Below are 12641 nucleotides of genomic sequence, written 5' to 3' on the forward strand. Positions count from 1 at the left end.
CGCTTATTGGCTTGGTGTGACGTTGGGGTCGCCAAATGATGTATGTTCGTGGATGACCATCCATTTGTTATCCGTGGTCTTCTCAAACACCATGGTCCAGCGCCAAGGTCGTGTGACCTGTCGGCCGTCCTTCCAGACGACCAAATTGTGGCCGGTGGCGGTCCATAGCGAGATAGCATCTCCAATTCGGAATATTTCATCCTCATGACGCTTGACAGCAACACTTTTGAAGAACGAGAGGCCCGTCGCGAGCCCCTTAAAGTATTCACTGCGTGACTGCGCTCCGACCATCCGCCCCGCTTCATCGTAGAGGAGAGGGCCGAAGAAAGTCGATTGTGGATCGTTGGAATAGTATTCGCTCATCTTTGCGACGTCGCGCTTGCTCAAAGCGTCGATTACGCTGTCCACTACGTTTCTAACCGCGACATACTCTGCGTTCTGCGCTGCGTTGGGTGCCGTAAGCGCTGTAGCAAATTCCGAAAACTTATTGCGCTGTACTACCGAGGGAAGTTGCGGGCCGAGCCTCTCCAGCCGTGGTATCGGTGACAGCTTCGAAAGTTGGCTCGAGGCTGGCGGATTCACAAATTCGTCTGCTGCATATGCAAGCGAGCCGAACGCGAGTCCGCATAAGACGATTGCGGTAATTTTGGTGATGATCATGTGTCTGGATCTCCAGCTGTTGGAATTTCTAAGGGAGAACGCGGACGGCGCTATCAATAAGCAAGATCAAAGACTCCCCACTACCAGGAGCGAATCGATCTTTGACTAACGTTATCATCGACAGTGATCTAACCTGCATCTGTGAAGTCTAGCTTCGCAATCTGGCGTGGCTCACGACATACTCACGACGGTCCGATGGGGCGTTTTCTGCCTCAGATTGAGCTAAGTGCGGCGGGCTATTAAGATGAGATCGAAAGCCAGAGCAGTACTTCGCAGGCAAGGATATCGAATGCCCCAACGCGATGCCGGGATGGGAATGTTCAAGGACGGACGGATCACGCGTCGGGATGCCCTCGGAGGCATCGCTCTACTGGCTGCGACGTTCCCTGATCCTGTCGCGTGCGCGGCGAAGATGCACTCCACGGAAGATCAGAGGCTCCGACATCTTCTAAACGTCATTGCAGAGGAGAGATTGCAAAGGCTGCCCGAGCTCGTAACTGCGCTCGGGCTCGACAGAACGGCACGTTGGACGGGCATCAAGTCCAAACTAAACGAACGATCGGTCGCTGCGAGCGAACAGGATCGACGCTGCATTCAGAATTGGCGCGCACAGCTCGGCAAGATCGATCGTAATGCACTGACCGGCCAGGATGCCATCAATCACGATGTCATCATGACTTGGCTTGTGACGGAAGACGAGGTCAATCGGGAATTTGGCGCCGTAACGGGTCGGCCTTATGCCATCACGCACATGGAAGGTGCTTATCTGTCGGTTCCCGAACTCCTCTCAAGTAAGCATCAACTGGTAGATCAGGATGACGTCGAGGCTTATTTGAATCGTCTGGAAATCTTCGCGATAGCACTTGATCAAGATTCCGCGCGCCTCCGTCACGATTGTGAGCACGGGCTGCTGCCTCTCGACTTTGTCATCGAGGCCACCATTGGGCAATTGGATTTGCTTGCACGTACACCGATCTCGATGTCGTTTGCCGTGGCACCGTTCTCAGGTCGAACCACCGCAGACGTGCATCTGCGCAAAATGACAATGATATGGGACAATGCAATTGTTCCTGCGCTAAACCGCCAGATTGCACTCCTGTCGAGCTTAAGGTCGCATGCAAGACACGATGCTGGGTTGTGGAGCGTTAAAGGCGGGAGCCAACTCTATGCGGCGCTGCTGCGGTTGGCAACATCAACCGAGAGATCGAGCGATGAACTCCACGCCTTCGCCATCGATACGGTGCGAGAAACAAGGGATCGTCTAGAGCAGGCTCTCCGTGAACAAGACTTGACACACGGAACGATCGGAGAACGCCTCAATCACATCTTCGGTAACCCATCTTTCCGCTATCCGGACTCTCCCGAAGGCAGAGAGGCCCTGATGGCGGATTTGGAAGCGTTGCACAGCAAGATTCAAGAATGGGTTCCGAGCAGATTCAGAACGAAGCCGAGGGCGGAAGCGTTGATCCGCGCCGCTCCGTGGGCCGGGCCTGATGCTTACTACGAAGACGCCAGTCTCGATGGCCAGCGCGCCGGCATCTGTTATTTCGCGCTCGATCCCGCGATCTGGCCAAAATGGCGCGTTGCCTCCGCTCTGTTTCACGAATCGACGCCAGGACATCACCTGCAGAGTACACTCGCACTGCAGAATACCGATATTCCATTGCTGACGAGAACTCTTTGGTTTGCCGGCTACAGCGAGGGATGGGCGCTCTATGCCGAGCAGTTGGTCGAGGAGAGTGGCTTCTACAGAGGCTCTCCGATGAGCAGAATTGGCTACTTGTTTGCTTCGCTGCTACGGGCCTGCCGCCTGGCGGCTGACACTGGCCTCCATAATAGGCGGTGGTCTCGCGATCAAGTTTCGCAATACTTCCGGACGCACCTCGGAATGCCGGATCGGATCGCCGAGCTGGAATGCGGCCGCTGCTGCGCGACGCCAGGTCTCGGATCCAGCTACATGACGGGAAAGGCCGTCATCCTTTCACTACGCGCCCGAGCCCAAAAAGCGCTTGGTCCGGACTTCGACCTCCGTTCCTTTCACGATGCAGTTCTCTCAAGCGGCCCACTACCCCTGACGGTGCTCGATAAAGTCATCGAGGAGTTCATTGACAGCAGGATATAGGCTAATCGGCCCTTCCTGCTCCAGAAATAAAAGCGAACCGAGGGAAAATGCAAAAGCGCGTATCCATGAACTACACGTGTGGCGCTAGGGGATTTGAGCAGTGAAATAAATGTTCGCAGCGTCGCTTCGTCCTACAAGCACTAGCGTAAGCACTTGACCTTCCGATGAGTTTGGCTTGTCCTTAACCTCTATACGCCATGCCGTGGCTAATTGCAGGACCTGAAAGAAACTCTCGAAATACGACATTATCTCTTTCGTTTCTTCGCTAGTCGGTTTCCTGCCTGACCAAGCAGTTCCCCACGTCAAGCATTCCGTTAGCTGATGTGCAAGATTCTTTACCTGTAAGTCTGATGGCGACGAGCTTACATCCGCAACATAGCCACCGCAATTTGTGGAACCGCGTAACCGATGGTCGCTCTCGAAGTACAAGCTCGCCGTCAGAATATCAGGGCTATCGATCTGAGTCTTCCAAACCCTGCTTTTGAGTAGCTCGGCGGGGTTAATGTGGACCCTGCAGCATCCGAGTTTAGCGTCCGCGGCTTCATGGGACAGTATAGCAGTATATCCTATTGCCGATTCTGCCGATAGTCCGTCGCCCCTGAAGTCGCAAGCTGCTAGATCATAGTCACTTTTAGTAGCCGCCAGAGCAATGAAAACCCCGTTTCCGTTACTGATGTTCGTCCCTCGCCACAGAAGCTTCGCAAGCGCCGATTGCCGACTACGTGTCGGAACACGCTGAAAGGCGCCCGCGTAGCGGTTCTCGGCCGTATTTGCATTGTCGGTCTGAAGAACGGCTGCTCCATTTCCAATAGTTATCTGCCAATTTAGTTCTGTGCCCCGGCAGACCGGGGATTCGACATCTTGCGCAAAGCTGCATCCAGCGGACAGCAGCAAGAAAATAGGCATCCATACGTAGAATAGACCAGAACGATGATCTTCTCCCGTCATTTCATTCTCCCGTCGCGTGTCAATTACTCAATCGGGCTGCGGACAAATCCTGGTTACTGCCGGCCGCTCCTTCAAACGCTCAAGCCACCGAGCTAGGCGTTGTTTAGTGTCTCTCGGTACTCCCTAGCAACAGACCTACCAAGAAAGGAAAACATGCTTGGCAATACAACTTGACGATCTCGCCCAATGTACCGGGAATGACTTAGACGATCAATTGACCGTTGAAGACCAAACATCCAACGCACCCGTAAGCGTAACGGCACTGAGTATCAGCAAGTTGCTGTGAGCACCGGCGCCACCGCCGCTGCAATAAAGTCACTCAACACATACGGCGGGCCGCACCGTCGCACAGGCAGTCGAGGCTACGAAACCAATGCTGTATCAAGCGCATGCGTTCGGCCCAATAGGCCACAAGGTGTAGATGCCGCGGATCTTGTTCTTGCCGGCATTGCCAAGCTAGCGCCGTGCTACCTCGTCGCGCCGCCGGCGCTTTGCTTCCGAGTCGTGGGCGAGTTAGGCTTCCACTACATCGCCGTCGAACGCGCCATCCTCGTTGAGCAGGGTGGTCGATCGAAAACCGTGAGCGCAGTGGGCGCCGCCGGGTCGGTATCGCAGCCCATGTCCGCAGCGCGTTCCGTGAGTCATTGGTACGCCCTCGACCTCGGCGGTTGTGAGTGCAGTCTGTCCGGAAGATTTGGACCCAAGCCAAGCTGACAGAATGTCGTTTTCGATGTGCTCGGCGTCGAGCTCGCTGGCCTTAATGAGGGCCCGCAGTCTCTCCGAGGCTTCCGAGGGCGCGGGTGACGGACCGACCTTCAATCGCCTGCGAAGCGATCGAAGCGGAGACACGACCTGTTCTCGCCATGGTCGAACCGCGTGGTCCATCGATCCTATGTCGGTCGCGTCGAGATGGACGTTTCGCTGTGAAGCTGCGAAGGCAGCGACGAGCATAAGCATCACGTCGACGTTCGCTTCGTCCTGCAGCTTCAGGCAGGCCTCGGACACACCGGGTTCTGCGTAGAGCTTTAGGGCGAAGGTCCAACTGTCCATGCTGCAAAATCCGTCTGCTATCGACGCCGCTTCGACCGGCCGCCCCATTCCGGTGCGGGGCGGTTACGAAGCATCGGGTGCCTTGGCGGGTGCGAGACCCTGCCAGCGGCTCACGACGTCCGTCTGAATATCGAACAGATCGAGCATCCGGCCCAACGTATGATCGACCATCTGCTCGATGCTGATTGGCTTGGCATAAAGCGCGGGGACGGGTGGATAGATGATGGCGCCGATCTCCGTGGCCGTCGCCATCGCCTTCAGATGTCCGAGATGCAGCGGTGCTTCCCGCGCCATCAACACCAGTCGGCGGCGCTCCTTCAGCACAACGTCGGCAGCGCGGGTGACCAGCGAGGACGTGACGCCGGTGGCGATCTCCGCCAGGCTGCGCATCGAGCACGGCGCGATCACCATGCCTATGGTCCTGAAGGATCCCGACGAGATCGTCGCGCCTATGTTGTCTGCGTTGTGCACGACGTCGGCCAAGGCGGTGACCTCGGATACGCTGATATCCAGTTCCTGGGCCATCGTGATCTTGGCGGACTTGCTGAGCACTAGATGCGTCTCGACGTCAGTCGGACGTAGAAGTCGCAGCAGCTGAATGCCGTAGATCGTGCCGGAGGCTCCCGTGATTCCGATGATCAGACGACGTGGCGTGGTATCAGGCCGGTTCAAGGTCAGGGGCTCCAGAACAGTGTAAGTGGAAAGGACCTTGGCTTGCGTCCCTGTCCGTTGTGCGCGTTTCCATCAAGATTTACCCAGGAGGCTTGCGACACGAAAACGCCAGCCGGATCGCGCCGATGCCAAGAGGCGACGGCGCATCAGCCGCCGCCCGTCTGCTGCATCATACCCATGCCCCGCATCGACCAACCGGTCATGCGGCGCTCCGCGAAGTCGAAGATTGCGTACATGCCGATGCCCATGACTCCGACGACGACGAGAGCCGCGAACACCAGGGGAACGTTAAAGCTCGAACTTGCAATCAGCATGACGTTGCCTATGCCGGCGTTGCCGGCGACGATCTCCGCTATAACCGAGCCGACGAAGGCGAGAGTGACTGCTATCTTCAGCGATGCGAAGAAGAACGGTAGCGACCGCGGGATTCCGATTTTCACCGTCATGTCCCTCTGCGAGGCGCCGAGCGACCTCATCACTTCCAATAGTTCTGGTTCGATGGTCGCGAAGGCTGTCGCGATATTGGCGACGATTGGGAAGAAGGACAGCATGAAGGCGGTAACCACGGCCGGGACGGTTCCCGCCCCGAACCAGATGACGAACACGGGCACGAGCGCAGCCTTGGGAACGCTGTTGAAACCGACCAGCAGCGGATATAGCGCGCTGTAGATTAGCCGCGACGAGCCCACCATGATTCCCAGCGCAAGACCGAACACGACGGCGAGTGCAAAGCCGAGTAACGTCGTCCCGAGCGTCGCCAGACCGTTGATCAGGAGGGCGTAGCGGTAGTTGAACAATGCGCTGATAGTTTCGATCGGGGTCGGCAGCACGAAGCTCTTGATGCCGAAGGCGGCGACGATCGCCCACCAGAGGGCGATGAAGACGGCCGCGGCGCACCAGGGCGCGATACGTTCGAGTGTCTCGCTGCTCACGCTGCCGTCTCCAGGTGTATGTGATGACGAAGATCGTGCACCAGCTCTACGAATCGAGGTTCGAAGGTCGCAGCGAGGGTTCGTGGGCGCGGGAAATCTACGCTCCGGCTGCGAACCACCCGACCAGGCCGCGCGCTCATGACGTGCACGGTGTCGGCGAGGAACGCCGCCTCACGTAGTTCATGGGTCACCAGGATGATGGTACATTTCCGGAACGACCATAGTTCCTGCAGCACACCCCATAATTCTTCGCGCGTGAACGCATCGAGCGCAGCGAAGGGTTCGTCGAGCATCAGGATCGATGGTTCATGGATCAAGGCACGACAGAGTTGCGCGCGCTGCTGCATGCCGCCGGACAACTGCCAGGGCATCTTGTCGGCGAAGCCCGACAGCCCGACCTTGGCCAACAGGCCGTTAGCACGTTCGAGATTCTTGTCGCGGTCCAGCTTCTGTCGGCTGCGGTGCGGCTCGACGATCTCCAACGGCAGCATGACGTTGTCGCGAATGTTACGCCATGGCAGCAAGGTCGCATTCTGGAACGCCATACCGACGGTCTTCAGCGGATGCACGACATCCTCGCCGCCGACCCGCACCACGCCCCGGCTGGGCTTGGCCAGACCAGCAATGAGCTTGAGCAGAGTCGACTTGCCGCAACCGCTCGGACCGACGATGGCGACGAACTCGCCATCGGCAATGCTGAGGCTCGCGGAACGAACCGCCAACGTGTCGTCGCCCAGCTTCCTCTTGCCTTTCCCCGACCCGTAGATCAGATCGACATCCGTCAGTTCAATAAACATCATCCAGATCCTGCTTGCGTGTCCGCTCAAAGCGCCCCTTACTTGAGCATGCGGTCCTGCGCGGGAGGCAGATATGATGCGTCATAGACTTCGGCCAAAGCTGGCTGGCGCGGCAAGTTGTAGGCTTTCGTGATGATCTCGATCACCTTCTGCAGGCGGTCCTTGTCGACCTCTCCGAAGCCCTTCTTGCGGACCGTGTCGGTGACGATGCAGCACTTCATGGCGACGCGAAGCCGCTCGCGTTCGATATCGGCATTGAGCAGGGGTTCGAAGGCCATTGCTGCCTTGACGCCGAGCTCCGGATCCGCCGCAACTTCCTTGAGGCCCTTGATCGTGGCGCGCAGGAAGCCTTTGACGGCCTCCGGATTGGCTTTCAGGAATGCCGGCGAGGCGGCGACCGAATTGCCGTAGAGCTCGAGGCCGTAGTCCTTGTACATGAAGTAGCCGATCTCGGATTCCTTGATGCCTTTGGCCTGCAGCTCGAGCAGCGAGTTGAACACCTGGCCGGGAATCGCATCGACCTTGCCTTGGGCCAGCAGCACTTCCCGCAGACTCGGCTCGATGTTCTGTATCTGCAGGGTCGCCATATCGATGCCGGTCTGCTTGGCAAATAGCGGAAGCAGCTTGAAGGTCGAGTCGTTCGCCGCCGATCCGAGCTTTTTGCCGTTCAGCTGCTTCGGTTCGGTCATACCGCTGGACTTCAGAAAGATCAGTGCCGCCGGTGCTTCTTCATAGCCGCTCAACAGCACGGGGAATGCCTGCTCCGGGTTCTTGGAGTTGAAGTCCATCACGACGTTGATGTCGGGAAAGCCCATATCGTAGGTACCGGCGGCGAGCTGACGCACGACTTCCGCGGAGCCCTTGCCGCGGTCGATGCTGACGTCGAGCCCCTCGGCCTTGTAGTAGCCCTTCTGCAAGGCGACGAAAAATGGGCTGTGGGTCGCGCCTGGGGCCCAGTCCAGCGTGAAGCGGAGCTTTGTCTGGGCATTGGCGGACTGCGATATGGCAATCGTGGCCAGTGCAATCGAGAAAGCTAAGGCGAAACCGCGTGTTCGTCGTGTCATTAATCTCTCCTGAAATGGCTCTTGGAACGATGGGGCTTGGCTTGCGGAGACCGGCTATGCCTCCACGCCGGCTCGAAGCAGGATCGCGCGTGCGCGAGCGCGCTGCTCGTCCGAAATCGTCAGGCGTTCAGCGAAGCTTTCATCGAGCGGCGCGGTCGCATCGATGCCCATCTTGGTGACAGTGAAGTTCTTCGGATCGGACGTCGGATCGATGATGGCCGACTTCACGCCGGGGACGAGGAAGATGTCCTTCTCTGCGCGGACGCGGGTGGCGACCGCCCACATCACGTCCTCCATGTCGAAGATGTCGACGTCGTCGTCCACGACGATGACGTGTTTGGTGTAGAGCTCGGTGCCCAGTGCCGTCAGCATCGCCATCTTTGGCTCGCCCTCGGCAATCTTCTTCATCGAGACGATCGCCAGAAACGCGCCGCAGGTCTTGTGCGGCACATGCACGGCTTTGACATTGGGCAAGTTGCGACGCAGTGCATTGAGAATTTCGCCTTCGCGCGTGATGCAGGACATCAGGATGTGGTCGCGGGACATGCCCGATACTACGCTGTGGAAGAATGCATCGCGTCGCATCCGCACGCGCTTGGCGACGAACACGTTCTGCGTGCTGCGATAGGAAGCGTAGCCGGTGAATTCGCCGAACGGACCTTCAGGTTCGTGGACGTTGGCGAGAATTTCGCCCTCGATCACGATCTCCGCGCCGGCAGGCACTTCGATGCCGCCGACGCCGCAGCGGGCGAGGCGATAGGGTTCGCCGAACAGGCCGCCAATGATCTCGTACTTCCGCACATGTGGCGGGTAGGCGTAGACCATCGAGCCCATGTAATGGAGCGGATGCGTGCCGATCACGATGGCGGCCGGCAGCGATTCACCGCGCGCTTCGGCGCGGCGATGGAATTCATACATGCGGCGGCGCGAATGCAGCGAGATGCCCAGCCGGTTCTTGTCGCGCAGCATCAGCCGGTGGAAACCCGTGGTGTCGACGCCGGTCTCCGGATCGCGCGCGCAGATCTGACCGGCTGTAATGTAAGGCGCGGCGTCCACGCTGAACTGAAACGGAATCGGCAGCTTAGTCAGGTCTATGTCGTCGCCTTCGATCACGACGTCGTCCCAAGCGCCTTTCTCGACGACTTCGCAGGGAATGTATGTCTGACAGCGCTCGCGAAACGCGGTCGGAAGATCCTTGGCGTCGACGCCGAGGCAGTCCGCCAGCAGTTTCCGGCTTCCGGCGATGTTCGTCACAACCGGCATTTCGGAGCCGGCGACCTTCTCGAACACGACGACAGGGCTCTTACCGATGCGGTCGAGCTCGAAGATGACGGACGTCATTTCCAATTCTCGGCTTACTTGCTCCCGAATCCGCAGGATTTGATCGGGCTGGGTCTTCTCCGTCGTCGCGAGGAACCCCCGCAGGCTCTGATTATCGAAAGTCATGAAAGTCTCCGCGCCGCCCCAAAGCTTTACGGTTACCAGCTTATAATATAAGCTGGGGTCGACAAGGCGGGATTAGCGGCATACTGCCCAGAAATTGGCGAGCGCCTTGCTCAAGACGAGGGCAACACCGTGCGCCTCATCTGTCGGTGAAGACCGCCGCCGACCGGGCGACGGAATCGGGACGGCTGTGGCAAACTCGGCGAATCATAAGGAAGTGAAATCGAGATGATGCCCCAGCGAGCAGATCGACGCGTCGCACCCAACAATCTGACGGACCGCATCACGCAATCCCTCCGGGAAGACATAGAGAGCGGGAAGTACGGGCCTGGCACACAGCTTCCCGCGGGCAAGGATCTGGGCACCCAGTTCGGGGTCAGCATCACCGTGGTGCGCGAAGCATTGTCGCGGCTCAAGGCGGACGGCTTGGTGGCCTCACGTCAGGGCAAGGGGGTGTTCGTGCCGAACGACACCAAGTCGCGGCCTTTCCGGTTGGAACCTGCTGAGGGCGCGAGGATGCCGATCGCGCACATATTCGAACTGCGCATGGGCGTAGAGGTTCAGGCCGCGAGCCTCGCCGCCGAACGGCGGACAACACAGGACCTCAATTTCATGGCGCGGCATCTCAAACTGATGGAGCCTGGCCGCAAGCCCTTCGGCGAGGCGTTGGCCGCCGACCTCGCATTTCACCGCACCATCGCAGAGGCGACTAAAAACCCGTTGATCGTGGACTTCATGAAGTTCTTGCAGCCACATCTCCATGAAGCCATCGCCTTGGCACGGAATACGTCGGCCAAACAGGTCAGCACCGAGTCCGATGCCCACAATGAGCATATCGCCATCTACGATGCGATCGCCGCGAAAGACCCGCAGCGCGCGCGGCTCGCGGTGCGCCTGGTCCTCAACGGCAGTCTAAAGCGGCTGGGCGAAGCAGCGCCTTGAGGACACCGCAACGGTGAAAGACGCCTCGATAGGGTGACGAATCTAACACGGGGACTGCGGCGTAGCACGGAGCGTCAGAAAAACCGTCGCTGCCTGATGGTTCGCAGGATCGTCCGGGCCAACAATGGCAGCGTAGGGTTTGGTTGCGGGGGACCCGCAACCACCGATTCCGACATTCGCTGATCGTCGCCATTTGAGATACGGCCGGAGTGCATTCAGCGCGGAAGTCGCGAAAACTATCGTGTCCTCAATGGCTATTCTGCTAACAAGCAACTTATGCAGTAGTGGAGCTAAGTTCGGCAGGGCCACTGACAAACCTATATTGCGAGAACGCGGTCTGGTGTAATCTGCTGCCGGTTGGCTCGAAGTTCAATTACTGCCGGTTTGCTCGCCCGTTGTGCTCGAGCGAATGCATCTGCAAAGTCCTCATGGCGGTCGATCGTTTCGGCATGAGCTCCGTAAGACCTGGCCAAATTCGAAAAATCAGGGTTTAGCAAATCCGTCCCGCTTGGTCGGCCAGGAAAGTTTAGCTCTTGATGCATTCGGATCGATCCGTACATCGCGTTATTGACGATAATGACGATAATCGGAAGCGACTGCTGAACCATCGTTGCGAATTCCTGCGAGGCCATCATGAAGCAGCCATCGCCCGCAAGGCAGACGACCCTGCGTTCCGGATGACGCAGTTGCGCGGCAATCGCCGCCGGCAGCCCATAGCCCATCGAACCTGACTTCGGCGCGATTTGGGTACCGAGCTTGCGGTAGCGATAATAGCGATGCAGCCAGATCGTGTAATTGCCGGCGCCATTGGTGATGATCGCGTCATCCGGTAATTCGGCGTTCAGATGATCGATCACTCTTGCGAGATCGAAGGGCGGTGCATCAACCCGCGGCAACTGATATTCGATGTAAGCTTGGCGCGCTTCTGCGCTCCATCTGGCCCGTGGCTTGCTGTCCAGCGTTCCCAGCTTGGCCAGCTCCTCGGCGAAGCGCGCCGAATTGGCCGGAATGCCGAGCGTCGGGACATAGACCCGGCCAAGCTCTTCAAGCCCTGGGAAAACGTGGATCAGCACCTGCGTTGGCGTCGGAACATCGAATAGCGAATAATGATTGGTGGTAACATCACCGAGCCGGTCACCTATCACCAAAAGCAGATCCGCCGTCTTGACCCGCGCCATCAACGGGCGACTGGAGCCGAGGCTGATGTCGCCGATATACAGGTCGCTACGATTGTCGAGCACGTCCTGTGAGCGGAAGCCTGCGACTACCGGCAGATCGTTCCGCTCGACGAAAGACCTGAATTGTTCTGCGGCGGCCGGCGTCCAGCCGAGATTGCCGACGATAACCAACGGACGCTGCGCATTCTCCAACAACGCCCGCACCTGGGTCATCTGCAGGTCTGACGGCGCAGACACGATAGTCGTCGCGGGTGCCGCATCGGCGACGTTGCTGATCGCGCTGAGTACGTCTTCCGGAATCGATAGCACGACTGGGCCAGGCCGTCCCTGCATGGCTACGTGGAACGCGCGGCTGACTATTTCTGGGATGCGATCGACAGCATCGACCTCGACGACCAATTTCGTCATGTCGTCGAAAGTGCGAACGTAGTTCATTTCCTGAAAGGCTTCGCGGCCGAGATGGCTGCTCGGGACCTGTCCGACGATCAGGATCATGGGCGTGGAATCCTGCCACGCGGTGTGCAAGCCGAGCGCGGCCTGCATGGCGCCAGGACCGCGGCTGACGACGCAGATGCCCGGCCTCCCCGTGAGCTTGCCGTCGGCCTCGGCCATATGGGACGCCGTGGTCTCATGCCGGCAGACGATGAAGCGAAGGCCTGTCTCAGGCTCATAGACAGCGTCGAAGATCGGCAGCGCGCTTTCGCCAGGAACGCCGAACATTCGGTCCGCGCCGTTCCGGCGCAGCGCCGCCACTAAGATTTCACCGCCGCTGCGCTCCGGTGCGGTGGCCACGGAGGAAACGGGATCGTGCTTGTTCATGACGTCTTTATCCT

At 58.7% G+C, this 12641-nt stretch carries 10 protein-coding genes; 2 read left to right on the forward strand and 8 right to left on the reverse strand.

Annotated elements, in window-relative coordinates; genetic code table 11:
* Nucleotides 1–3 precede the first annotated feature (3 nt).
* Complete coding sequence (locus CHC01_RS04945) at nt 4–660, reverse strand: YybH family protein (RefSeq protein WP_089262963.1); 657 nt, start codon at nt 658–660, stop codon at nt 4–6.
* Between the two features lie 289 nt (nt 661–949).
* On the opposite strand from CHC01_RS04945, the gene CHC01_RS04950 reads away from it, so the two are divergent.
* On the forward strand, nt 950–2782 hold the full coding sequence (locus tag CHC01_RS04950; protein WP_176454498.1) for a DUF885 domain-containing protein: 1833 nt from the start codon (nt 950–952) through the stop codon (nt 2780–2782).
* Nucleotides 2783–4243: 1461 nt separating this feature from the next.
* Here CHC01_RS04950 and CHC01_RS04960 read toward each other — a convergent pair.
* From CHC01_RS04960 to CHC01_RS04985, 6 genes are all read right to left on the reverse strand, one after another.
* The gene (locus tag CHC01_RS04960; protein WP_176454499.1) at nt 4244–4780 is read right to left on the reverse strand and encodes a TIGR02444 family protein; all 537 of its coding nucleotides are present in this window, start codon (nt 4778–4780) and stop codon (nt 4244–4246) included.
* 63 nt (nt 4781–4843) lie between these two features.
* Nucleotides 4844–5452: a UbiX family flavin prenyltransferase gene (locus CHC01_RS04965; protein ID WP_089262971.1), complete on the reverse strand. Its 609-nt coding sequence runs from the start codon at nt 5450–5452 to the stop codon at nt 4844–4846.
* 146 nt (nt 5453–5598) lie between these two features.
* Nucleotides 5599–6384, reverse strand: coding sequence for an ABC transporter permease (locus CHC01_RS04970; RefSeq protein WP_089262973.1), 786 nt, complete (start codon nt 6382–6384; stop codon nt 5599–5601).
* Nucleotides 6381–7181, reverse strand: coding sequence for an ABC transporter ATP-binding protein (locus CHC01_RS04975; RefSeq protein WP_176454500.1), 801 nt, complete (start codon nt 7179–7181; stop codon nt 6381–6383). Before CHC01_RS04975 ends, CHC01_RS04970 begins: the two co-directional genes overlap by 4 nt.
* A 38-nt stretch (nt 7182–7219) precedes the next feature.
* Nucleotides 7220–8245 carry an ABC transporter substrate-binding protein gene (locus tag CHC01_RS04980; protein WP_089262977.1) on the reverse strand — a complete coding sequence of 342 codons (1026 nt, stop codon included), beginning with the start codon at nt 8243–8245 and terminating at the stop codon, nt 7220–7222.
* Between the two features lie 54 nt (nt 8246–8299).
* Complete coding sequence (locus tag CHC01_RS04985; RefSeq protein WP_089262979.1) at nt 8300–9691, reverse strand: UbiD family decarboxylase; 1392 nt, start codon at nt 9689–9691, stop codon at nt 8300–8302.
* A 225-nt stretch (nt 9692–9916) separates the two neighbouring features.
* Here CHC01_RS04985 and CHC01_RS04990 point away from each other — a divergent pair, with 225 nt between their 5' ends.
* The gene (locus tag CHC01_RS04990; RefSeq protein ID WP_089262981.1) at nt 9917–10630 is read left to right on the forward strand and encodes a FadR/GntR family transcriptional regulator; all 714 of its coding nucleotides are present in this window, start codon (nt 9917–9919) and stop codon (nt 10628–10630) included.
* A 317-nt stretch (nt 10631–10947) separates the two neighbouring features.
* Here the strand turns inward: CHC01_RS04990 and CHC01_RS04995 are convergent, their stop codons facing one another.
* Nucleotides 10948–12627, reverse strand: a complete 1680-nt coding sequence (locus tag CHC01_RS04995; protein WP_089262983.1) for a thiamine pyrophosphate-binding protein — start codon at nt 12625–12627, stop codon at nt 10948–10950.
* Nucleotides 12628–12641: the final 14 nt, after the last annotated feature.

This window comes from Tardiphaga sp. OK246 (assembly GCF_900188215.1).
Lineage (GTDB): Bacteria > Pseudomonadota > Alphaproteobacteria > Rhizobiales > Xanthobacteraceae > Tardiphaga > Tardiphaga robiniae.

What these genes read in the sequence shown, in the direction of transcription:
- CHC01_RS04945 (WP_089262963.1), bottom strand. Translation starts at nt 660, where the DNA reads ATGATCATCACCAAAATTACCGCAATCGTCTTATGCGGACTCGCGTTC.
- CHC01_RS04950 (WP_176454498.1), top strand. Translation starts at nt 950, where the DNA reads ATGCCCCAACGCGATGCCGGGATGGGAATGTTCAAGGACGGACGGATC.
- CHC01_RS04960 (WP_176454499.1), bottom strand. Translation starts at nt 4,780, where the DNA reads ATGGACAGTTGGACCTTCGCCCTAAAGCTCTACGCAGAACCCGGTGTG.
- CHC01_RS04975 (WP_176454500.1), bottom strand. Translation starts at nt 7,181, where the DNA reads ATGTTTATTGAACTGACGGATGTCGATCTGATCTACGGGTCGGGGAAA.
- CHC01_RS04980 (WP_089262977.1), bottom strand. Translation starts at nt 8,245, where the DNA reads ATGACACGACGAACACGCGGTTTCGCCTTAGCTTTCTCGATTGCACTG.
- CHC01_RS04985 (WP_089262979.1), bottom strand. Translation starts at nt 9,691, where the DNA reads ATGACTTTCGATAATCAGAGCCTGCGGGGGTTCCTCGCGACGACGGAG.
- CHC01_RS04990 (WP_089262981.1), top strand. Translation starts at nt 9,917, where the DNA reads ATGATGCCCCAGCGAGCAGATCGACGCGTCGCACCCAACAATCTGACG.
- CHC01_RS04995 (WP_089262983.1), bottom strand. Translation starts at nt 12,627, where the DNA reads ATGAACAAGCACGATCCCGTTTCCTCCGTGGCCACCGCACCGGAGCGC.